Here is a 22,093-nt window from a genome sequence, read left to right as displayed (position 1 = left end):
ACCGGTCTACCGTCGCCGGTCAGCCGGCTCCCTTGTCCAGCCAGTCGAGGATCGCGTCGACCGGTTCCGTCCACCGCGCGTCGAGCATCAGATCGTGGCCCATCCCGGGGAACAGCAACGGAGCACCCCCGTACCGCCGGGCCGCGCGGTCCAATACTGACACCGGCACCACCCGGTCGTCCGGGCTACCGAGAACGAGCACCGGCGGGTCGCCGACCGGCGGCTCGACCCGCTGGCGGGCCAGCAGCTGCCACTGGGCCCGGGCCGACGCGCGCCCCAAACGGTTTACGTAGGACAGCGCGACGGCCTCCGGAAGCTCCCGGCTGAACAGCTGACCGGCGCGCAGCCGCACCGCCCCGCCGAAGACGGCCGGCAGGGTGCCGAACGGGTTGCGACGCAGCGCGGCGCCGAGCAGCGGCCAGCCACCGAGTACGGGAGCGGCCAGCACCGCGGCCCGCGCCGGGTAGCGGGCCAACGCGTGACCGACCACCAACGCCCCAGCGCCGTGCCCGATCAGCACCGCCTGCCGGGGCAGGCCGGCCGCAGCCTGCACCACGTCGTGCACGTACGCCCGCAGGTCGGCCTGCGGCGCCGCCCCGCTGTCCCCGTGCCCGCGCAGACTGACCGCGTACGCCGGGAATCCGCGCTCGGCGGCCCGCTCCAACCAATGCTCGGCGAAAACCCACGCACCGTGCCCGAAACCGGGCACGAACAGCAGCGGCGGCCGGCCCTCGTCGCGCGACACGTCGGCGTGCAGCACCTCGCGACGCACCGCCGGGACCGGTCTGGCCCACTCCCGGGTACGGACGATGCGGGGGGCCGCAAGGGTACGACTCATCGGGCCGCCACCTCCAGACTGTCCAAGGTCTCCTGCAGCGCGCGCAGGTAGGTGTCGTGACTGACCTCGAACCAGCGCCGAGCCGGGTCGGCCACCTTGGCGTCGTGCCAGGGCCGTCCCGCGCCGGCCTCGATCCGGCCGGCCAGGGCAGCGGTGACCGCCGGATCCGCCGACCGGGCGCGCAGCCACCGGGCGACCACCACGCTCTGCCAGTGGACCACCGGGAAGACCCCGAACTCCGCCTGCACCAGCCCGACCACCGACAGCGTCGGGTGTCCCGGGGCGAAGGCGTGCAGGTGCAGGCGGGGCCGACCGTCCGCGTCGACGCCGAGCACCCGCGGATCGAGAAAGTCGAACTGGGGCTGGTAACCGGTGGCGAGCACGACGAGGTCGGGATCCACTTCGGTGCCGTCGGTGAGCTCTACGGTATGCCGGCGGAACCTGGCCACGTCGGGCACCGGGCGGACCGTACCGTGCCCGATGTGCAGGACGAGTTGGCTGTTGACCACCGGATGGGCGTCGAACACCCGGTGCTCCGGAGCCGGTAGCCCGAACCGGGTCTGGTCGCCGACGACCAACCGGAGCAGCCGGTGGAGAACTCCCTGGCGCAGCCAGCGTGGCAGACGCCGGGCGAGCAGCCCCGCGTTGACCTGGTCACTCGGCCGGCCGAACAGGTACTTCGGGGTGTACCAGTAGCCGCGACGGGTGGAGTGCCAGCAGCGGGCCGCCTGTTGCCCGGCCTCGACGGCGATGTCGCAGCCGGTGTTGCCGCCGCCCACCACCAGTACCCGCCGGCCGCGCAGCTGAGTGGCGTCGTGGTAGGCCGACGCGTGGATCACCTGCCCGGTGAAACCGGACAATCCTTCGTAGTCGGGAAGCCGGGGTGCCCAGTTGTGTCCGTTGGCGACGACCACGGCGGCGTAGCGCTGGGTGCGTTGGGCACCGTTGCCGCCGGCGCTGCGGGTCGTCACGTCCCACCGGTCCCCCGGCGCCGGTTCGACCCGTACCACCTCGGTGCCGAACCAGATGTGCCGGCGCAGATCGAAGTGGTCGGCGTAGCGTTCCAGATAGGCCAGCAGCTGGCTGTGGTGCGGGTAGTCGGGCCAGCTGTCCGGCAGCGGGAAGTCGGGGTACTGGCTGAACGGCTTCGACGAGATCAGGTGGGTGCTGGCGTAGACCGGACTGCGGTCGTGGCGCCAGTTCCAGGCACCGCCAACGCCCGTCTCCCGTTCGTAACAGTCGACCCCGAACCCCTGTTCGCGCAGGTTCTTGACCGCGCACAACCCGCTCGCCCCGGCACCGATGACGCAGACGTTCTCACCCTGTTCGGAGATCGGGCGGTCGTCCCGCCACCGGTCGGTGCCGGTGATGGGGCTGTCGTAGTCAGCGGAAGTAGACACCGGCAATCTCCTTCGTACGGCTGCGAAATCGTGCCGGCTAGCCGCCCCGCTTGTCCAGTCCCGGTGCCGGATCGGTGAGCACCAGATCGGCAACGACCGGAAGATGGTCACTTGCCCGCCGCGCCGCCGGGGTGTCCACCACCCGGCAGCCGGCCACCTCGATTCGCGGATCGACGAAGATCGCGTCGATCCGTCGGCGGGGGTCGCGGCCCGGGAACGTGCCGGCCCGGTCCGCCCCGACGGCGGCAGCGGCGTCGGTGAACCCGGCGGCGGCCAACTGCCACGCCGCACCGGTGTCGCCCGGCGGTCGGGCGTCGGTGCCGGGCGCAAGCCGGGCGTCGATGCCGGGCGACGGAGGGTCGTCGGGGTTCGCCGGCTGGTCGTTGACGTCCAAGCCGAGAATCACCGATCCGTCGACGTCGGCGCAGGCCTGACGTAGCAGCCGGGCCTGCGCCGGCCGCTCCGTCGGATCAGTGGACAGATGCGATCCGGCCACCACGAAGCGGGCCGGGCCGACCGCGCAGCGGGCGAACACCGCGCCGCGCAGGTGCCGACCGGGTGTCAGCGGGAACCGGACCGACCAGGTACCCGTCACCCGTACCCGCAGCGTGGTCAGCACCAGGTTGCCCAACGGCGGTGGCCCACCGGCTCCGACGACCATGTCGAACGCGTTCGCCAGCGCGGCGGACCTGGTACGCCACCGCCACCGGCGCGGTGCCTCCTGCAGAATCGCCACGTCCGGTGCGACCTGGCGGACGACCTCGGCCAGCGCGGCCCGGTCGTCACGCTGGCCGTGGATGTTGTACGTGAGCACCCGCAACCGCACGCCGGCCCGCTGTGGCGCGGTCGTCTGGTCAGCCGTCACAGTCCCCTCCTCGGCCCGATGGGCTCAGATCCGGCGGGCGAGGTCGGCCGCACCGACCACACCGGCAGCGTTGCCCAGCTCGGCCGGCCGCACCTCGGCCACCGGAATGCGGACCCGTTGGGCCAGCGCGTCGGTGTACGCCCGTTGAGCGGGGCCGAGCAACAGGTCACCCGCGTCGACGACGCCGCCGCCGATCACCAACACCTCGGGATCGAGGATCTGCGCCAGGTCGGCCAGGCCGATGCCGAGCCAGCGCCCGATCTGCGCGAACGCCTCGCAGGAGACCGGGTCACCGGAGCGGGCCGCGGTGGTGACCATCGGTCCGGTCACCGCCTCGGCGTCGCCACCGGCCAGGGCCAGCAGTTTGATTGCCCGGTCCGGTTCCTGCCGGGCACCGGCGCGGGCGAACCGGACCAGTGCGTTGCCGCTGGCGTACTGCTCGATGCAGCCCTGCCGGCCGCAGCCGCACTGGTGTCCGTCCGGAACCGCAAGCATGTGGCCGAGTTCTGCGGCGATGCCGTGCGCGCCGCGGACGAGTTCGCCGCCGTACACGATGCCGCCGCCGATGCCGGTGCCCACGGTGAACATGACCATCGAGTCGGCGGCGGCCCGGCCGGCGCCGTGCCGGAACTCTGCCCAGGCCGCGACGTTGGCGTCGTTCTCAACGATCACCGGCAGGCCGACCGCCGCGCTCACGTAGTCCCGCAGCGGCTCGTCCCGCCAGGCGAGGTTCGGGGCGAACAGCACAGTTGAGCGACGCTCGTCGATCCAACCGGCGGCCCCGATGCCGACCGCGCCGACCGAGTGGTTCGCCGCCAGCTCGAGCACCACCTCGACGATCACGTCCCGGGTCTTGGCCACGTCGTCGGCCGGCGTCTCGTGCCGGGTCCGGGCCAGGACCTTTCCGTCCGGATCGACGACCCCGCCGGCGACCTTGGTGCCACCGATGTCGACTCCGATGGTCAGCGTCACCGCTGCCGCTCCCCTCTGCTGTGCTCTTCGCGCGCCGGTGTCCGCACCGGGTCCCCTCCGGCGACGGTCCACCGCTGGACGGTGGTCCGGCCGGACGGTGCCGGATCAGGCCAGATCAGGTCCCGGCCGGCCGTGGTCCGGCCGGGTGGCACCCGACCGGTCCGGCTCCGCCCTGTCGGCATCCGCGCCGGGTGTCACCGGGGCGGTCACCGCCGGACCACCGGGGCGGCCCCGGGCTGGTGGTTTGCCTGTCCCGGCGACGTCGACGGGGGCGTTCGTCGCGGCCGACCAGACGTCCCGATCACCCGCTGAGTCCGAATCATCCATGGTCCAGGTGGCCTGGCGCCAGACCTCGTCGTCCGAGGTCATCCGGCCGGTCGGCGGATCGTGCCGGTCCGGCGGCGGGCCGGCGGGATCCGCAGCCGGCGAACCAGCCGCAGGCTCCGGCTGCGCTGCGGGGTCAGCCGTACGGTCCGGGGCCGCCGCGGGGTCAGCCGTACGGTCCGGGGCCAGGGCACGCAACAGGCTGGCGACTCCGGCGGCGAAGTCCCCGGCACCGGCGGCCAGCCGGTCGGCCAGCTCCGGACTGGGATCACGCAATGCCGTGATGGCCCGGCAGACCGGGCAGACGCAGCAGGCCGGGTCGCCGGTGGCGACCGGACCGGTGCCGCCCAGCAGGTCACGCAGCAGGCCGAGGCCACTTGCGGCACCAGCGCCGAGCCGCTGGCCGCGCGCCGCCAGCTGCGCCATCGCCAACGCGGTCGCCACCAACCGTTCCGCCTCCGCCCGCGCCGAGCGAGGATCCGTTCCCACCGTCGGCCCGCCCCCTAGCCTGTCTCCGTCGTACCGAGCTGTTCCACTCGGTGCTTGAGCTGTGTCAGGGCAGCATCCATGATCATTTTTTCGGCTTTGCGGCGGAACATCCCGAGCATCCCGACGGAGAGCTCCACCTCCAGCGTGTAGGTCACCGTGGTGGACCCGTCCCCGTTGTCCTCGATGTCGTACGCACCGTCCTGCCGACGCTGCATCCGGGACGGCTCAGCCAGCCGCCACTCGATTCGGGACAGGTCCTCGGAGTACTCGTAGATCAACGTGTACTCGTCGGCGAGCACTCCGGCATCCAGCACGAAGCGGACCTCACGCGCGTATCCGTCCTCGTACTCCTGGCGCACCTCGACCCGGTCCAGCGCCTCGGTCCACTCGGGGTAGCGCACGAAGTCGCAGATCACCGCCGTCACCCGGGACGCGGGTGCGGCGACGACGATCGACTTGGTGGAGGACTCCGCCATGTGGGGCAGGCTACCCGGTGCCGGGCAAGATCAAGCCAGTGGCCGACAACCATCCGGCCGCCCCCGGCAGCGGGCTGACCGCGCAGGTCATCGGCCGCCCGGTAGGTTGCGGGTAGCCGGACGTGCACCGCCGGTCCGGTCCGCCTCAGCCCGCGAGCGCAAGGAGTGCAGGTGCGCGAGTTCTCCGTACCACCGGTCGTCACGGTCGGTGATGCCGCCAACCTGACCGATCCGGTCTGGGACAACGCCGAGTCAGCACCCGACGCGGTGCAGTTCACCAGGCCCGGCCCCCACGGGCAGCAGGAAGTGACCTGCCGGGAGTTCCGCGACGAGGTGGTGGCGGTCGCCTGCGGCCTGATCGGCGCGGGCATCACCGCCGGCGACCGGGTCGGTCTGATGAGCCGGACTCGGTACGAGTGGACGCTGCTCGACTACGCGATCTGGTCGATCGGCGCGGTGACCGTGCCGGTGTACGAGACGTCCAGCGCCGAGCAGGTCGCCTGGATCCTGGCCGACTCCGGCGCGGTCGCCTGCGTGCTGGAGACCAACGGACACGCGATCACCCTGGCCTCGGTCCGCGACCGGCTGCCCGCGCTACGCGAGGTGTGGCAGCTGGAAACCGGTGGTCTCGACGAGATCCTGGCCCGGGGCGGGACCGTCGACGCCGCTCAGGTGCAGCACCGCCGCCAGCAGCTGACCTCGAACGACATCGCCACGATCATCTACACCAGTGGAACCACCGGACGGCCGAAGGGCTGTGTGCTCAGCCACCGGAACATGTACGCCGACATCGCCAACGCGGTGCCCGGCCTGCCGAACCTGTTCCACGAGGGTGCCGCCACCCTGCTGTTCCTGCCGCTGGCGCACTCATTCGCCCGGCTGATCCAGATCGGCGCGGTGCACGCCCGGGCCACCATGACTCACGCCGCCGACCCGAAGAACCTGGTCGACGACCTGGCCAGCGTCCGCCCGACGTTCGTGTTGTCCGTACCCCGGGTCTTCGAGAAGGTCTACAACGCGGCCCGGCAGCGCGCATACGACGGCGGCAAGGGCGCCATCTTCGACCGGGCCGACCAGGTGGCCGTCGCCTACAGCGAGGCGCTGGACACCCCTGGTGGGCCGGGGCTCGGGCTGCGCGCCCGGCACGCGGTGTTCGACCGGCTGGTCTACCGGAAGCTGCGGGCCGCGCTCGGCGGCCGGTGCCGCACCGCGATCTCCGGTGGTGCCCCACTGGGTGCCCGGTTGGCGCACTTCTTCCGCGGCATCGGGGTGACTGTCTACGAGGGGTACGGGCTGACCGAGACCTCCCCGGCGGTGTCGGTCAACCTGCAGCACGCGATCCGGATCGGCACCGTCGGCCGGCCGCTGCCCGGCGTCAGCGTCCGGATCGCCGACGACGGCGAGGTGCTGGTCAGCGGCGATCTGGTGTTCCAGGGGTACTGGAACAACCGACAGCAGACCGACGAGGTGCTGACCGACGACGGCTGGTTCCGCAGCGGGGACCTCGGCCGGCTCGACGACGACGGCTTCCTGACCATCACCGGTCGCAAGAAGGAGCTGATCGTCACCGCCGGCGGCAAGAACGTCACGCCGGCCGTGCTGGAGGACCAGTTGCGAGCCCACCCGCTGGTCAGCCAGTGCGTGGTCGTCGGCGACCGCCGGCCGTTCATCGCCGCGCTGCTCACCGTCGACGAGGACGCCTGGCCGGCCTGGCTGGAACGCAACGGTCACCCGCCTGGCCGCACCGTCGCCGAGCTACGCGACGATCCGGCGTTGCTGGCTGAACTCCAGCAGGCCGTGGACGAGGCGAACCGCGCCGTCTCGGCCGCTGAGTCGATCCGGCGGTTCCGGGTACTGGCCCGGGACTTCACCGAGGCGAGCGGCGAGTTGACCCCGTCGCTGAAGGTGAAACGGGCGATGGTGCACGCCAACCACGAAGCCGAGATCGCCGAAATCTACGGGAGCTGACTACCATCCGTCACGTGTCCGCACCGACGTCCGACGCGCCCCGTCCGCATCCACTCGCCGCGGTGGCGCGCCTGGTCATGCTCGCGCTCGTCGCGGTGCTGACCCTGATCACCACCCGGGATCTCGGCGAACTGCGCTGGGTGGCGCTGCTGGCGGTCGCCGGCGCTCCGGCGGTGCTCGTCCCCCGCCACCCGGTCATCAGCATGCTCGGCCGCCTCGCCGAGGTCGTCATCGTCGGCCTGGCCACGAGTGAGGTGGCCGCCGCCGCCAACCTGCGCGGCTCCATCGGCGCCGGGCTGGGCGCCTCGGCGATGCTGCCGTACCTGTCGGTGCCGTTGACGGTGGCGGTGCTGCAACGGCGGACCCGCGAGGCGACCGCGCTGCTCGGCGTCACCGCGCTCACCCTGGCCCTCAGCGGGTTGTTCACCACGATCGACGGCCGACCGCAGCTGGCCCAGCTCGGCTTCGTCGCGGTCTGCACCCAGTGGCTGATCCTGGCCAGCCTGGGCATCCTGGCCGCCGGCACGCTGCAGCAGGTGATGCAGGCCCGTGGGGAGAGCAAGCCCGCCCCGTACGCGGAGGCGACCCGGCTGCTCACCCAGCTGCGCAGCGTCGCGCGGCAGCTGCCCGGTGCCACGCTCGACCCGGGCAGCATCTCGGAGCATCTGATCGAGGAGCTGCGCGCGGTGGCGCCGACCGGTCGCACCGCGGTGCTCTCCGGCAGCGGTGGGGGGCGGCTGGTGGTGCTCGCCCAGGCCGGCCTGGACCGGGTCGACTGGGAGACGACCCTGGACGCGGATTCGGCCATTGCCGACGCCTGGGCCAGCCAACTGCCCCAGACCGCGGCCCGGTCCCAGGCCCGATCGCACCCCGGCGGTGACGTGTCGGCGCTGGTGGTGCCGCTGGTCGCCGGGGTGCGCACGGTCGGTCTGGTGATTCTGGAGACGGACAGCGCCAACGCCTACCCACCGCCGGTGGTTGCCCGGATCACCGCGTTGACCCGCCCGGCAGCGCTGCGGCTGGAGGCCGCGCTGCTGTTCGACGAGGTTCGGTCGCTGGCCACCAACGAGGAACGGCAACGGCTGGCCCGGGAGATCCACGACGGGGTGGCCCAGGAGTTGGTGATGGTCGGGTACGGCATCGACAACGCCCTGGCCACCCTGCCGGAGGGCAGTGACGAGACCGCCGAGGACCTGCGGACACTGCGCGGCGAGGTCACCCGGGTGATCACCGAGCTGCGGCTGAGCCTGTTCGAGCTGCGCAGTGAGGTGGACCGGCACGGCGGGCTGGCGGCCGCGATCGCCGAGTACGCCCGTACCGTCGGATCGTCCGGCCGGTTGCGGGTGCACCTGTCGCTGGACGAGTCCGGGGCCCGGCTGCCGGCTGCCACCGAGGCGGAACTACTGCGCATCGCCCAGGAGGCGATTACCAATGCGCGCAAGCATGCCGGCGCCGCGAATCTGTGGGTCACGTGCGACATTGACCCGCCGTACACGCAAATAGAAGTGTCGGATGACGGTCAGGGGATCGCCGACCAGCGTCCGGATGGGCGGTACGGTCTTGCGATCATGGCAGAGAGAGCGGAACGTATCCGGGGCCGGTTGGAGATCAGGCCACGACACCCGAGCGGAACGACCGTGGCAGTGGTGCTCGGAACCTCGCCCCGGCGCGATAGCGTGCGCGATAGCGTGACAGCACCAGAAGGGGAGTAGCCACAGCATGACCACCAGCCCCACACCGACCACCCGGACCAAGGTCCTGCTTGTCGATGATCACGACCTCATCCGGAAGGGCCTGCGGCACGCTTTCGAGCGCGACCGCCAGTTCGAGGTCGTCGGTGAGGCCGCGACGGCGGCCGAGGGTGTACGCCAGGCGGGCGCCCTGCAACCAGATGTTGTGATCATGGACCTGCGGCTGCCGGACGGCAGCGGCCTTGAAGCGACCCGGGCGCTGCGAAAGTCCAGCTCCACGATGGGCATCGTGGTGTTGACCATGTACGCTGGCGACGACCAGCTGTTCGGCGCCCTCGAGGCCGGGGCCAGCGCGTTCGTGCCGAAGACCGCACCGGCGGACGAGGTGGTCGCGGCGGCCCGGCACGCGGCCTCGTCGCCGAGCGCGTTCACCGCAGCTGACCTGGCCGAGGCGATGAAACGCCGGCTCGCGCCGTCCGGGCCGCAACTGTCCCCCCGGGAGGGCCAGGTGCTGCGCCTGCTCGCCGATGGGATGAGCGTGGCCGGGATCGCCAAGCAGTTGTTCGTCAGCGAGTCGACGGCGAAGACGCATATTTCCAAGTTGTACGAGAAGCTCGGCGCGGCGAACCGGGCCCAGGCGCTGATGACGGCGCTGCGGCTCGGTCTGTTGGAGGCGCCGGACGCTCCGAAGTTCTGACCTGGTCACGTGGTGCCGGCGGCGGGTGGGCCGGCCCACGTCGACCGTGGCGGCTCTGATCGGTGCGGGCGGGAACCTCGCGGGTCGGACGCTCTGGATGCCCGGGCACGCAGCGGGCACAATGGCTAGCTAGCGCCAGCAGCCAGCCAGCAAACGGTCAGACAGGGACAAAAGGGGCGAAGATGGATCGGCCGCACTGGGCACCGGAGAGCATCGACGTCGAGCGGCCGAGCGTCGCCCGGATGTACGACTATTATCTCGGCGGCTCACACAACTTCGCCGCCGATCGGGCCGCCGCCCAGGCGATGATCACGGCCGTTCCCGAAGCCCCGTTGATGGCCCAGGCGAACCGAGCCTTCATGCGCCGCGTCGTGCAATTCCTCGTCGAGTCGGGAATCCGGCAGTTCCTCGACATCGGCTCCGGGATCCCCACTGTGGGCAACGTGCACGAGATCGCTCAACGGCTGGCACCGGAATCGAAGGTCGCCTACGTGGACGTCGATCCGGTCGCCGTCGCACACAGCCGGGAGATCCTCGCCGGCAACGACCGGACCACGATCCTGCAGGAGGACCTGCGCAACCCGGAACGGATCCTGCACGATCCTCAGGTGCGCAAGCTACTCGACTTCGACCAGCCGGTCGCGGTGCTGATCGTCGCGGTCCTGCATTTCGTGCCGGACTCCGACGACCCAGCCGCGATCCTGGCCGAGCTACGCGCCGCGCTCGCGCCCGGCAGCCATCTGGTCCTGTCCCAGGCCAGCGACGACGGCCGCAGCGATGAGGAACGCCGCGAGGCGGACCAGATCTACCGGCGCACCGACAACCCGCTCAACATCCGGTCCCGGGCCGCGCTGACCAGCTTCTTCGACGGGTTCGACCTGCTACCGCCGGGCGTGGTCTGGGTGCCGCAGTGGCGCCCTGAGTCGCCCGAGGCGGCCGAGGACGCCGAGCGTGCCGTCTTCATGGGCGGGGTAGGCCGACTCGGTGGCTGAGCAGTCCGACCCGGCCGCCGATCCGCCCGGTGGACGGCCACCGGGCGTCGCCGCCGTCGCCCGGGCCTGGGCCAAAGCGGTAACCGGGACCAGCTACCTGCCGCTGGCCCAGGAGCAGCTGGAGGCGTTTCTCGGCGACCTGACCGTACGGCTCGTCACGGCACTGCGCGCCGAGCCGTTCACCGTCCGGGTCGGCTACCAGGTCGGCTCGGACCTGGTCGCCGCGCACATCGCCTCGGCTGAGGGGCTCGGCCGCACCATCGAGGTACTCGACCTGCGACTACTGCGCGACCTGGACATCGACGACCCGGACATGCCGGACCGGATGGCACGGCTGCTCGGCAGTATCGCCACCGGCTACACCCGGGCACTACGCGACCGCACCCTGGACGAGCAGGAGACCATCCGCCGCGCGGCGTTGGTCGCCCGGGAGCAGGCCGAGATCGCGCTGCGGGAGAGCGAGGCCCGATACCGGCACCGGGCCACCCACGACCCGCTCACCGACCTGCCCAACCGGAGCCTGTTCACCCAGCGGCTGGACGACGTGTTCAGCACGGCGGGTCGTACTGGCGGGGACGGACGCCGACTCGGCGTCTGCTTCGTCGACCTCGACGGCTTCAAGATCGTCAATGACACCCTCGGCCACCACATCGGGGACCTGCTGCTGGTCTCGGTCGCCGAGCGGCTGCGCCGTGGCGTCGGCGAACACCTGGTGGCCCGAATCGGTGGCGACGAGTTCGTCATCCTGGTCGCCGACACCACCTGCACCGACGACGTGCTCAAGGTCGCCGAGGCCGCGCTCGCCGCGATCGGCGAACCGGTCGTCGTCGACGGTCACGAGCTGACCGTGACCGCCAGCATCGGCATCGTGGAGCGCACGGTCGCAGGCACCACCCCGAGCGAGGTGATGCGGGCCGCCGACGTCACTCTGCACTGGGCGAAATCGGCGGGCAAGGGCCGGTGGGCGCTGTTCGATCCAGTGCGCAACGATCGCCAGCTGGCGCGGTACGCGCTGTCCGCGGCGATGCCCACCGCTCTCGACCGGGGCGAGTTCTTCCTGGACTACCAGCCGCTGGTCGCGCTCGCCGGCGGCGCGCTGCTCGGCGTCGAGGCGCTGGTCCGCTGGCGGCACCCTACGATGGGGGTACTCGGTCCGGACCGGTTCATCTCCCTCGCCGAGGACTCCGGGCTGATCGTCCGGCTCGGATCGTGGGTGCTGGCCGAAGCCTGCCGGGAGGCCCGGCGCTGGCTGGACCGCAGCGCGAACGCCCCGTTCGTCAGTGTCAACCTGGCTGTGCGGCAGGTCAACGACCCCGGTCTGGTCCGGTACGTGACCGAGGTACTCGCCGACACCCGGCTACCGGCCGGCCGGCTGCAGCTGGAGATCACCGAAAGCGCCCTGATGAGCACCGCCGACGGACCGGTCCGTACCCTGCGCGAGCTGGCCGATCTGGGCGTACGGATCGCCATCGACGACTTCGGGACGGGCTACTCCAACCTGTCCTACCTCCGCTCGCTGCCGGTGCACGAGCTGAAGCTGGCCGGGAAGTTCGTCGAAGGGCTCCGTGCCTCGGCAGGCACCGACCGCACCGACGAGAGCATCCTGCTCACCTTGGTGACGCTGGCCCACACGCTGCGGCTGACGGTCACCGCCGAAGGAGTGGAGACCGCCGGGCAGGCCGAGCGGCTCCGGGCGATCGGCTGCGACGCCGCCCAGGGCTGGCATTTCGGCCGTCCTGGACCAGCCGACGGGATCACCGAACGACTCGGCTGACGCCGCAAGCAGCCGGACACCGCAGGAGGGCCAGGCGCGCCGCCGGGGTCACGCCGCTCAGCCGGCCAGCAGCGACGCCATCCGCTGCGCCTGGGTGTCCCAGCGCCACTCACGCTCCACCCAGGCCCGACCGGCGGCGCCCATCCGCCGGGCCAGCTCCCGGTCGGTCAGCAGGACACCCAGCCGGTCGGCCAGCTGGCTCGGATCCCGGCCGTTCACGACGTACCCGGTCTCGCCGTCGCGGACCGCATCCGGCGCGCCGCCGGAATCCCCGGCCACCACCGGCAGCCCGGTCGCCGACCCTTCCAGGTAGACGATGCCGAGGCCTTCCACGTCGAGCCCGCCGCGCCGGGTGCGGCAGGGCATCGCGTACACGTCCCCGGCGGCGTAGTGCGCCGGCAGCTCCGCCCAGGGCACCGCCCCGGTGAAGGTGACGTCGTCGGCCACCCCGACGCGCCGGGCGAGCCGTTGCAACCGGTTGCGGTCCGGACCGCCGCCGACGATCAGCAACGCGGCGCCCGACACCCGACGCCGTACCAGCGGCCATGCCCGGATCAACGTGTCCTGACCCTTGCGGGGCACCAGCCGGGACACGCAGACCACCACCGGCCGGTCCGACAACCGGTGCCGGCGGCGCACCTCGCCGCCGTCGACGCCCGGATGGTAGGCATCGGTGTCCACACCCGGGGCGAGCCGACGCAGCTCGGTCAGCCCGCCGACCGCACGGTCCAGCCGCACCCGGGTGTACTCGCCCAGGTAGGTCACCACGTCGGTGGCGCGGGCGATCCGGCGCAGCATCGACCTCGCGCCGGGCAACGCGGCCCACCCCACCTCGTGCCCGTGGGCCAGAGCCACCGCCCGGCTGATCCCGGCCCGTCGACGCAGGCCGTCGGCGAGCAGCCCGAGCGGCGCGGCCGCGCCGAACCAGACCGTGTCGCAGCCCCTGGCCCGCGCCAAAGCGGCGGTCTGCCGGGCCACCGCCGGTGTGGGCAGCAGCATGCCGGTTGGGTCACGGACCACCTCGAACGGCTGGTCGGCGTCGAACCGCTCGGCACCGTCGTAACTCGACGCGTAGACCACGATGGTCTGCGCGGGCTGCCGCAGCGCCAGATTGTGCACGAACGACTGGATGCCGCCGGGTCGCGGCGGGAAGTCGTTGGTGACCAGCAGGGTGCGGTTCATCGGCCCGCCCGGTCGGCGTACCTGCGGGCCGCCGCGATTCGTTCCACTGTCGACGGGTGCGTGGCGGAGTAGAGGTACTCCCAGCGGGGCGGATCCGGATCGGCGAGATTGATCGCGGACAGCCGGCGGTGCACCGCCGCGTACGCCGCCGGATCACCGTGCAGCGTCAGCGCGTGCGCGTCAGCGCGGACCTCGACCCGGCGCGACACCAGTGCCTGCACCGGTGTCGCCGCCAGGCCGACCAGCGTGACCACCGCCAGCAGCAGGGCGATCGCCCTCGGCTCGGCGATGTCCGCGACGCCGGCCGCCCGCAGCACCGGCCGCCAGCCGCCGAGCAGGTACAGCCCGACCACGGCTGCGGCGGCACCGAGCGCGCCCAACAGAGTGCCGGTCAGCACGTCGCGCGCGCGGGCGTGGCCCAGTTCATGGGCGACCACGGCGGCCAGCTCCGCCGGGGGCGCCTCGCGCAGCAGGTTGTCGTAGACGACGATCCGCCGGGTGGGACCGAACCCGGACACGTAGGCGTTGACCGCGCGGGTGCGCCGGGACGCGTCGGCGACCAGCACGTCCCGCACCGCGACACCGTCGCGTTCCGCCAGCTCCAGCAGTTGCGTGCGCACCGGACCGGCCGGCATCGGGGTGAACTTGTTGAACACCGGCTCGACCAGCACCGGCAGGACGAACGACAGCAGCACCACCAGGGCGGCCGCGCCGGTCGCGGCCAGCGCCCACCACCAGCGGGGGGCGAGCCGGACGACGGTGTAGAAGCCGAGCAGGGCCACCGTCGCGATGACCGCGCCGACCGCGTACGACCGGACCAGGTCCACTCCCCAGCCGGCCCAGCCCTGGGTGGCCAGTCCGTGCTCGGTCAGGATCCGGTGCCGCCAGGCGGCGAACGGCAGGGTCAGCAGGTCGGCCAGGAACACCACGAGCAGCCCGCCGAGCAGCGCCTGGGCGACCCAGTGGTCGCCGAACGGCCGGCCGGCGACCAACACCAGCCGGGCACCGACCGGGGTGAACCCGAGCAGCAGCGCCGCCAGCAGGCCGACCAGCATCGCGCCGTAGCGACCGGGACGCAGCGCCGCCCGCAGGGCCCTCCCCCGCTCGACCTGGTCGACGGGCAGCTCACGCAGGGCGGCGAGCTGATCGGCGCGGGGCACCGGCGGCCGGTGCCACGGCACCAGCACGGCCGCCGCGACGACGACCGCCACCCCCAGGACGACGAAGGTCACCAGCGCCCATGCGCGAGGCGTCATCGGGCTCCTTCCGCCGACCGGTCGCCCGACCATCCTAGGTGTGCCGGCGCGGCCCCGGTCCACACTCGGGCGACCGGATCCTCTCAGGCGGACCGGTCGATCGCTCAGGCGACCTGTCTTCGGGACCGGGGCCGGCGCTGCCGGCGGCCGCGCGCCGCTGCCGGCGACTCGCCGAGCACCTCGACGTCGAACCCGGCACGCGCGAACACCTCGATCGCGTACCGCTCGCCGGCGTCCAGGTGGGCCACCGTGTCCGGGCTGTCGATCAGGGCACTGACCAGGCAACCCCGGCAGCTCGGGCCGCGCTCGACGGCGCAGGTGTCACAGTCGATCAGCATGGTCGTCTCCTCACGTGGCGGTGCCGTCGAACGGTCGGCCGGCGGTGATCGGCCCCCGTACGACGCAGCATCGCCGACCGACCACCGCCAGTGACATCGACGATAGGCGTCAGGTACGACAGTTCCGCGTGACCGGGTGTCGGCTCAGGAACGAGCCAGTCGACGCAGCAGCGAGTCGGCGCCCATCGGGTACGCGCCGTGCCGCCGGACCCCGTCGGCCACCTCCCGGTCGGAGGAGACCACCACGATCACCCGGCCGGACGGCTCGGCCCGGACCAGCCGGCGGATGAGTTCGTCGGCCGTCTCCCCTTTTCGGGAGAACAGCACCCGCACGCCACGTGGAGCCGGCGGCAACCCGTGCATCCGCTCAGCGCCGTCGAAGACCACTGTCACCTCGTCCCCGGTCTGCGCGGCGATCCCACCGAGCCCGGTGATCAACCTCTTGCGTTGCTGCTCCAACGGCATCTCGCCGAAGCCCCGCTTGGTCACGTTGTAGCCGTCGACGACGAGGTGCGCCCGGGGTAGGGCGAGCAGGTCGTCCAGCCGGGCCGGGTCGTCGGTGTCGCGGGCCCGGGTCGACGTCGCCGCCGCCGGTCGGTCGGTGAACGCGTCGGCGACGTAGTCGGCCGGCAACCGGTCGGCCGGGTCCAGGGCGAGCTCCCGCCGCAGCCCCTGGGCTGCCTGCCCGATCGTCTCCAGCAACAGCCACAGCCGGGCGTCGTCGACCGCCCGGGCCTCCTTCGCCGACTGCCGGGCGGTCCCGGCGGTCAGCTCCGCGTCGGCGAGCTTGGCGCGCAGCCGCCGCAGCTCGGCGTCGTGGTCGGCGGCGGCCCGCGCGGCCCGGCCGCGTTCGGTGGCGAGCAGCTCGTTGGCCCGCCGCTGCTGCGCCTGTGCCTCACGCAGCGTGCGGGACAGCTGCCGGGACTCCTCGCGGAGCTGGCCCAGTTCCTCCCGTACCCGGGCCAGCTCGTCGCGGAGCTTCTCCACCTCGACCCGGGCGACGGTGCGGTCGTGTTCGGCTCGGTTGGCGCGGGCCTCGGCATCGCGGATCAGCTCGGCGACGGCGGCCCGGTCGGCCTCGGCCCGGACCGCCGCACCGGCGGCGTCGACCAGCTCACGCCAGCCCGCCGGCCGCATCAGGTACGCCAGGGCGGCGACCTCGACCGGGTCCGCCGCCGCGGGTGAGACACCTTCGCTGACCGCCGCACCCAGTTCGCCGGTCTCGGCCAGCGCGCGGGCGGCCACCCGCTGCCGCAGTGACGGATCGTTGGTGAGCGCCGCCGCGATCGCCGCGGCACCGTAGCGGGCCCGCCGGTTCGGCGCGAACTTGGCGACCTTGCGCAACGGAGGCGGCATCTCGTCGGTCGGGATCTCGGGCAGCGCGGCGGCGGCGAGCACGACGATGCGCGACCGCACCGGCTCGGGCAGCACCGGCTCGGCGGGTGGACCACCGGCCGGCTGGTCGGCGGACGGGGGCAGGGCGCCGGTCGTCGGCGCCGCCCCCTCGGGACGAGCGTCGGTCGGATCCGGTGCGGCCATGCACCCCAGTCTCCCACCGGGTGGCCGCCGCGTGCCCGACAGGAAGAATGATCTCGCAGAGTCGATCGGATCGTTACCGGTGGTACGCATGGGACGGCTGTGTCGTACCCACGTCCTATCGTCTGCGCCGTGGCACCGCCTGATCCCGTACCTCGACCGGCCTACACCCAGGGCTCGATCGACTCGCTGCTGTCAGCCGGACAGGGCGGGCCGCTGTCGACCGGCGCGGACCGGTCGCTACGGGAGACCACCTTCGTCGTGCTGGATCTGGAGACCACCGGCGGCGCGCCGGACGGTGGCGGCATCACCGAGATCGGCGCGGTGAAGGTGCGCGGCGGCGAGGAGCTCGGCGTCTTCGCCACGCTGGTCAACCCGGGCCGACCGGTGCCGCCGTTCATCACCGTGCTCACCGGCATCACCGAGGCGATGCTCGTTCCCGCGCCGCCGATCGAGCAGGTGCTGCCCAGCCTGCTGGAGTTTCTCGGTGACGCGGTGCTGGTGGCGCACAACGCGCCGTACGACGTGGGTTTCCTCAAGGCCGCGTGCGCCCGGCACGGCTATCCCTGGCCGGCGCCGACGGTGCTGGACACCGCGGCCCTCGCCCGCCGGGTGCTGACCCGCGACGAGGTGCCCAACCGCAAGCTCGGCACTCTCGCCGGCTACTTCCGCACCCCTCGGCGGCCCACCCACCGGGCCCTGGCCGACGCCCAGGCGACGGTGGACGTGCTGCACGGGCTGATCGCCCGGCTCGGCGGGCACCAGGTGACGAGCATCGGCGACGCGGTCGAATTCAGCCGCGCGGTCAGCGACGTCCAGCGACGCAAGCGGCACCTCGCCGACGGGTTGCCCCGCTCCCCCGGGGTGTACATCTTCCGGGCGGCCGACGACCGGCCGCTGTACGTCGGCACCTCCGGCGACGTCGCCACCCGGGTACGCAGCTACTTCACCGCCGCCGAGCGGCGGGCGCGGATGTCCGAGATGCTGGCCGCGGCGACGCGGGTCGACGCGGTCGAGTGCGCCCATCGGTTGGAGGCCGAGGTACGTGAGCTGCGGCTGATCGCCGCCCACGCGCCGCCGTACAACCGCCGGTCGAAGTATCCGGAGCGGGTGGTCTGGTTGAAGGTCACCGACGAGGTCTATCCACGGCTGTCCACGGTCCGGGCGATCTCACCGGCCGACACCACCGTGCTCGGGCCGTTCGCCTCCCGCCGGGCGGCCGAGCTGGCCGCCGCCGGCATCCACGACGCGCTGCCGCTGCGTCAGTGCACCCACCGGTTGTCCGCCCGGACCCGGACCCCGGCCTGCGCGCTGGCTGAGCTTGGTCGTTGTCCGGCACCGTGCGAGCACCGGATCGACCCGCAGCAGTACGCCGAACTCGCCGTCGCCCCGCTGCGGACGGCACTCGAGACCGACCCGCAGCCACTGGTCGACACGTTGCTCGCCCGGATCGACCGGCTCGCCGCCGCGCAGCGGTTCGAGGAGGCGGCGGTGGTCCGGGGCCGGTTGGCCGCATTCCTGCGGGCGACCGTCCGAATGCAGCGGTTGACCGCACTGACCAGGATCGCCGAGCTGGTCGCGGCGCGACGGGCCGGGCACGGTGGCTGGGAGCTGGCGATCGTCCGGCACGGTCGGCTCGCCGCTGCCGGCGTGTCGCCGCCACGGCAGCACCCCCGGGCCACCATCGACCTGCTGTGCGCCACCGCGGAGACGGTGCCGGCCGGGCACGGCCCGGTGCCCCGGGCCAGCGCGGCCGAGAGCGAGCGGATCCTGTCCTGGCTGGAGCCGGAACAGACCCGGCTGGTCAGGGTGAGCGGGGACTGGGCCTCACCGGCCGGCGGCGCCGGCCGATTCCATTATCTGCTGGTCAAGGCCGAGGAAGCCGCCCGGACGACGGCCGGGGTCGACGAAGCAGACCAAAGACTCGACCGATCGATCACCCGCAAGTAGCCGATCGTACTACGCTCGCTCGCTTAGGCTGTTAGAGAAGTGCAGTCCTGTCAGCCAACGCCCGATTCGTGGCGTGCGTCCGGGCGGTCGACCCGCCGGGCGATGGGTGAGGAGGTGTCTCCGCGTGGACGTCGACGCCGGTCCCGGCGCCGCCATCGGACGTTTCCTGCCCACCACGACACCCCTGTCCGCCCGCCTGCGAGCCTGGCTGTCCTGGTCTCCCGGCTCACCGGACCCGGTCGCCGAGCTGATCCGCGTCCACCGGTCGATCCACCCGTCGGCGGACCCGGCGGTGCTGCGCCGCGGCTACCAGATCGCCGACAGCATGCACGCCGGGCAGTACCGCAAGAGCGGCGAGCCGTACATCACCCACCCGTTGGCCGTCGCGGAGATCTGCGCCGGGCTCGGCATGGACACCACCACCCTGGTGGCCGCGCTGCTGCACGACACCGTCGAGGACACCACGTACGACCTGCCGACACTGGCCGCGGACTTCGGTGACGAGGTCGCCCACCTGGTCGACGGGGTGACCAAGTTCGACAAGGCGTTCTACGGCAAGGCCGCCGAGGCGGAGACCATCCGAAAGATGATCATCGCTGCGTCGAAGGACGTCCGGGTGCTGGTCATCAAACTCGCCGACCGGCTGCACAACATGCGGACCCTCGGTGTGCGCTCGCCTGCCTCCCGGGCCCGGATCGCCAAGGCGACCCTGGACGTGCTGGTCCCGCTCTGCGACCGGCTCGGCATCCAGAAGCTCAAGCGGGAGCTCGACGACATCGTCCTGTTCCACCTGGAGCCGGAGGCCTACCAGCAGATCGAGGAGCACCTGGCCAACCGGCCGGGCTGGGCGACGTACCTGGACGCCGTTTGCGGACAGGCACGGGTGACGCTGCGCCGGGAGAAGGTCGCCGCCCGGGTCGCGCCCCGGCCACGGCACCGCTACTCGATCTGGAAGGACACCGTCACCGGCGGCCACCGGGCACCGTTCGACCTACCCCGCATCGAGGTCGTGGTCACCGGGCCGGACACCGACTGCTACGCGGCGCTCGGCGCGGTCCACTGCCGCTGGCGACCGGTACCGGGCAGGTTCAAGGACTTCATCGCGGCGCCGAAGAACAACCTCTACCGCTCGCTGCACACCACCGTCATCGGCCCGGACGAGCGTCCGCTCGAGGTGCTGATCCGGACCGACGCGATGCACCGGTCCGCCGAGTTCGGCATCGCCGCGCCGTACCACTTCCCCAAGCCCGGCCGCAGTCGTGCCGCTGCCCGCGCCGACGAGCTGGCCTGGCTCCGCAGGGCGATCGACTGGTCGCAGGAAAACATCGACGCTGACCAGTTCGTCCACTCGCTGCGCTGCGACCTGGTCGACGCGCAGATCCAGGTCTTCACCGACGGCCGCCCGATCGTGCTGCCGGCCGGGTCGACGCCAGTCGACCTCGCATACGAGCTGGATCCGCGCAAAGGCGCGCACTGTCTCGCCGTACGGATCAACGGCCGGCTGGCCCCACTGGCCTCCGAACTGACCGACGGCGACGTGGTCGAGATCTTCACCGAGACCGACGACCAGCCGACCGGGACGGCACCGACGTCGGCCGGGCCGCGAAAGGAGTGGCTGGGTTTCGTCAAGTCGCCGCAGGCCCAGATGCAGATCAACCGCTGGTTCGCCGAACACTCCGAACCGGGCATCAGCATCAGCGACAAGGTACGCCTCGGCCGCGCCACTGTCAGCCTGATCCTGCGCAAACACGACCGGGCGTTGTCCAACGACAAACCACTGCGCCAGCTCGCGGAGAACCTCAAGTACCCGGACATGGAGACCCTGCTGGTCGCGGTGGTGGACCGGACCATCGAGCCCGAGGCCGTCGTCGACCAGCTCATCGCCCTGGTCGACCAGCCGGGCTGACCTGACCCGGCGCCGACGACCGGCTACCTCTAGCCTGAACCATATGATCACCCGCCGATCCCCCGCACGCGCCCTGTTGTACGGCGTGTTCTACCGGTTACCGCACCCGGTCCGTCGGCGGTTGGTCCGGCTCGCCGTGCAGAAGTACATCGTCGGCGCCGTGACGCTGGTGACCGACTCCGAAGTCGGCCCGTCGACACCCGCCCGGCTACTGCTGCTGCGCCAGCCGCCCGGCCGGGGCTGGACACTGCCCGCCGGTCTGCTGCGACACCGCGAGGCGCCGGTGGTCGGCGCGGCCCGGGAGCTCGCCGAGGAGACCGGCATCCGGCTCGCCCCGGACCAGCTACGCCCGGCGGTGCCGAATGCCGTGGTGCACGCCAAGGGTTGGGTGGACGTGGTCTTCGAAGCCTCCGTGGCAGCGTCGCGAACCCAACTGGTGGTTGACGGGGCCGAGGTGTACGAAGCCGCCTGGCACCGGCTCGACGACCTGCCCCGGCTGACCCCGGCGACCGCCCGGCTACTCGCGCGCTACGGCATCGGTCCACTCGTCAGCCCGCCAGCGGCCCAGGAGCCGGGGTGAGCGCACCGGCGGCCGGACCGGACCGGATCTGCGCGGTGATCCTCGCCGCCGGTGAAGGCCGCCGGCTGCGGCCGTTGACCGGTCTCGTCCCGAAGGCGCTCTGCCCGGTCGGGAACGTACCGCTGCTGGACCGGGCGCTCGCCCGGGTCGGTGCCCTCGGTTTCACCGGGCCGGCGGCGGTCGCGGTCAACGCCTGCTACCTCGGCCGGCAGGTGGTGACCCAGGTCGGCGACCGGGCACAGCTGTCCGTGGAGCCAGGAGACCCGTTGGGCACCTCCGGCGGCGTCGGCCGGCTACGGGACTGGATCAGCGGTCGCGGCGTGCTGGTCGGCAACGTCGACGGCTATCTCGCCCATCCAGAGCTCGACCCTGGGCCGGACATCGCGGCACTGCTCGACGGCTGGGACGGCGAGACCGTCCGGCTGCTCGGCCAGCGGTTCACCCACCCGGCCGCCCGGGGCGGCTTCGACGGGCACCGGTTCGCCGGCTTCTCGCTGCTGCCGTGGCGCTACGTCAGCGGTTTAGCGGCCACTCCCGGCGAACTGGTCCGTACCGTCTGGCGGCCGGCGGAGGCCGCCGGCGCGCTGCAGGTGATCAACTACTCGGGGACCTACCTGGACACCGGGACACCACCGGACTACCTCGCGGCCAATCTGCACGCGGCAGGTGGCCGGAGCCTCGTCGACCCGTCGGCCACGGTGACGGGCCCGGTCGACCGCTCCGTCGTCGGCGCCGACGCGGTGGTACGGGGGACGCTGGTCCGCTCGGTGGTGTGGCCCGGCGCACAGGTGCATACGGGGGAACGGCTGACTGACGCGATCCGGGTGGACAGCGATCTGACGGTGTCCGCCGGCTGAGC

Annotated in this window: 19 protein-coding genes; 9 read left to right on the top strand and 10 right to left on the bottom strand. The window is 72.4% G+C overall.

Translation table 11 applies throughout. The features are described 5' to 3' along the window. Positions 1-19: 19 nt before the first annotated feature. The 6 genes from O7543_RS00355 to O7543_RS00330 all read right to left on the bottom strand — a co-directional run bounded on the left by O7543_RS00355 (position 20) and on the right by O7543_RS00330 (position 5,364). On the bottom strand, positions 20-838 hold the full coding sequence (locus O7543_RS00355; RefSeq protein WP_281550729.1) for an alpha/beta fold hydrolase: 819 nt from the start codon (positions 836-838) through the stop codon (positions 20-22). Further along, positions 835-2,238, bottom strand: a complete 1,404-nt coding sequence (locus O7543_RS00350) for an NAD(P)-binding domain-containing protein (protein ID WP_281550730.1) — start codon at positions 2,236-2,238, stop codon at positions 835-837. Before O7543_RS00350 ends, O7543_RS00355 begins: the two co-directional genes overlap by 4 nt. A gap of 37 nt (positions 2,239-2,275) precedes the next feature. Further along, positions 2,276-3,103, bottom strand: a complete 828-nt coding sequence (locus O7543_RS00345; RefSeq protein ID WP_281550731.1) for an endonuclease/exonuclease/phosphatase family protein — start codon at positions 3,101-3,103, stop codon at positions 2,276-2,278. Between the two features lie 24 nt (positions 3,104-3,127). Beyond that, entirely contained in the window at positions 3,128-4,075 is a 948-nt protein-coding gene (locus tag O7543_RS00340) for an ROK family glucokinase (protein ID WP_281550732.1), read from the bottom strand. 105 nt (positions 4,076-4,180) lie between these two features. Then, a complete protein-coding gene (locus O7543_RS00335) occupies positions 4,181-4,888 on the bottom strand; it encodes a hypothetical protein (RefSeq protein ID WP_281550733.1) in 708 nt (235 codons plus the stop codon). A gap of 14 nt (positions 4,889-4,902) precedes the next feature. After that, a complete protein-coding gene (locus O7543_RS00330) occupies positions 4,903-5,364 on the bottom strand; it encodes an SRPBCC family protein (protein WP_281550734.1) in 462 nt (153 codons plus the stop codon). 171 nt (positions 5,365-5,535) lie between these two features. Between O7543_RS00330 and O7543_RS00325 the strand changes: the two genes are divergently transcribed. The 5 genes from O7543_RS00325 (at position 5,536) to O7543_RS00305 (ending at position 12,486) form a co-directional block, all read left to right on the top strand. Beyond that, positions 5,536-7,332 carry an AMP-dependent synthetase/ligase gene (locus O7543_RS00325; protein WP_281550735.1) on the top strand — a complete coding sequence of 599 codons (1,797 nt, stop codon included), beginning with the start codon at positions 5,536-5,538 and terminating at the stop codon, positions 7,330-7,332. A gap of 71 nt (positions 7,333-7,403) precedes the next feature. Then, the gene (locus tag O7543_RS00320; RefSeq protein ID WP_281555640.1) at positions 7,404-9,044 is read left to right on the top strand and encodes a GAF domain-containing sensor histidine kinase; all 1,641 of its coding nucleotides are present in this window, start codon (positions 7,404-7,406) and stop codon (positions 9,042-9,044) included. Positions 9,045-9,051: 7 nt separating this feature from the next. Further along, a complete protein-coding gene (locus O7543_RS00315; protein ID WP_123602728.1) occupies positions 9,052-9,720 on the top strand; it encodes a response regulator transcription factor in 669 nt (222 codons plus the stop codon). Between the two features lie 182 nt (positions 9,721-9,902). Next, entirely contained in the window at positions 9,903-10,712 is an 810-nt protein-coding gene (locus O7543_RS00310) for an SAM-dependent methyltransferase (RefSeq protein ID WP_281550736.1), read from the top strand. Continuing rightward, positions 10,705-12,486 (top strand): bifunctional diguanylate cyclase/phosphodiesterase, encoded by a 1,782-nt coding sequence (locus O7543_RS00305; RefSeq protein WP_281550737.1) that lies wholly within the window; start codon positions 10,705-10,707, stop codon positions 12,484-12,486. Before O7543_RS00310 ends, O7543_RS00305 begins: the two co-directional genes overlap by 8 nt. 57 nt (positions 12,487-12,543) lie before the next feature. Here the strand turns inward: O7543_RS00305 and O7543_RS00300 are convergent, their stop codons facing one another. The 4 genes from O7543_RS00300 to O7543_RS00285 form a co-directional block, all read right to left on the bottom strand. Next, positions 12,544-13,668, bottom strand: a complete 1,125-nt coding sequence (locus tag O7543_RS00300; RefSeq protein ID WP_281550738.1) for a glycosyltransferase family 4 protein — start codon at positions 13,666-13,668, stop codon at positions 12,544-12,546. Continuing rightward, positions 13,665-14,924 (bottom strand): M48 family metalloprotease, encoded by a 1,260-nt coding sequence (locus O7543_RS00295; RefSeq protein ID WP_281550739.1) that lies wholly within the window; start codon positions 14,922-14,924, stop codon positions 13,665-13,667. The genes O7543_RS00300 and O7543_RS00295 overlap by 4 nt, the downstream gene beginning before the upstream one ends. A gap of 104 nt (positions 14,925-15,028) precedes the next feature. Further along, the gene (locus O7543_RS00290) at positions 15,029-15,262 is read right to left on the bottom strand and encodes a hypothetical protein (RefSeq protein WP_281550740.1); all 234 of its coding nucleotides are present in this window, start codon (positions 15,260-15,262) and stop codon (positions 15,029-15,031) included. Positions 15,263-15,406: 144 nt separating this feature from the next. Next, complete coding sequence (locus tag O7543_RS00285; protein WP_281550741.1) at positions 15,407-16,801, bottom strand: NYN domain-containing protein; 1,395 nt, start codon at positions 16,799-16,801, stop codon at positions 15,407-15,409. Positions 16,802-16,987: 186 nt separating this feature from the next. On the opposite strand from O7543_RS00285, the gene O7543_RS00280 reads away from it, so the two are divergent. The 4 genes from O7543_RS00280 to O7543_RS00265 all read left to right on the top strand — a co-directional run bounded on the left by O7543_RS00280 (position 16,988) and on the right by O7543_RS00265 (position 22,091). Beyond that, positions 16,988-18,748: a DEDD exonuclease domain-containing protein gene (locus O7543_RS00280; protein ID WP_348650146.1), complete on the top strand. Its 1,761-nt coding sequence runs from the start codon at positions 16,988-16,990 to the stop codon at positions 18,746-18,748. Between the two features lie 124 nt (positions 18,749-18,872). Beyond that, positions 18,873-20,654, top strand: a complete 1,782-nt coding sequence (locus O7543_RS00275) for an HD domain-containing protein (RefSeq protein ID WP_281550742.1) — start codon at positions 18,873-18,875, stop codon at positions 20,652-20,654. 43 nt (positions 20,655-20,697) lie between these two features. Further along, positions 20,698-21,234, top strand: coding sequence for an NUDIX domain-containing protein (locus O7543_RS00270; RefSeq protein ID WP_281550743.1), 537 nt, complete (start codon positions 20,698-20,700; stop codon positions 21,232-21,234). After that, positions 21,231-22,091, top strand: a complete 861-nt coding sequence (locus O7543_RS00265; RefSeq protein ID WP_281550744.1) for an NTP transferase domain-containing protein — start codon at positions 21,231-21,233, stop codon at positions 22,089-22,091. The genes O7543_RS00270 and O7543_RS00265 overlap by 4 nt, the downstream gene beginning before the upstream one ends. The last annotated feature ends 2 nt before the right edge of the window (positions 22,092-22,093 follow it).

Origin of the sequence: Solwaraspora sp. WMMA2080, from assembly GCF_027497395.1 — a bacterium.
Lineage (GTDB): Bacteria > Actinomycetota > Actinomycetes > Mycobacteriales > Micromonosporaceae > Micromonospora_E.
The sequence above is the reverse complement of the archived record's forward strand: the minus strand, read 5'-3'. Positions and strand labels throughout refer to the sequence as shown.

Coding starts and splice junctions, on each gene's coding strand:
- O7543_RS00355 (WP_281550729.1), bottom strand. CDS start 838: ATGAGTCGTACCCTTGCGGCCCCCCGCATCGTCCGTACCCGGGAGTGG.
- O7543_RS00330 (WP_281550734.1), bottom strand. CDS start 5,364: ATGGCGGAGTCCTCCACCAAGTCGATCGTCGTCGCCGCACCCGCGTCC.
- O7543_RS00315 (WP_123602728.1), top strand. CDS start 9,052: ATGACCACCAGCCCCACACCGACCACCCGGACCAAGGTCCTGCTTGTC.
- O7543_RS00310 (WP_281550736.1), top strand. CDS start 9,903: ATGGATCGGCCGCACTGGGCACCGGAGAGCATCGACGTCGAGCGGCCG.
- O7543_RS00300 (WP_281550738.1), bottom strand. CDS start 13,668: ATGAACCGCACCCTGCTGGTCACCAACGACTTCCCGCCGCGACCCGGC.
- O7543_RS00295 (WP_281550739.1), bottom strand. CDS start 14,924: ATGACGCCTCGCGCATGGGCGCTGGTGACCTTCGTCGTCCTGGGGGTG.
- O7543_RS00290 (WP_281550740.1), bottom strand. CDS start 15,262: ATGCTGATCGACTGTGACACCTGCGCCGTCGAGCGCGGCCCGAGCTGC.
- O7543_RS00285 (WP_281550741.1), bottom strand. CDS start 16,801: ATGGCCGCACCGGATCCGACCGACGCTCGTCCCGAGGGGGCGGCGCCG.
- O7543_RS00270 (WP_281550743.1), top strand. CDS start 20,698: ATGATCACCCGCCGATCCCCCGCACGCGCCCTGTTGTACGGCGTGTTC.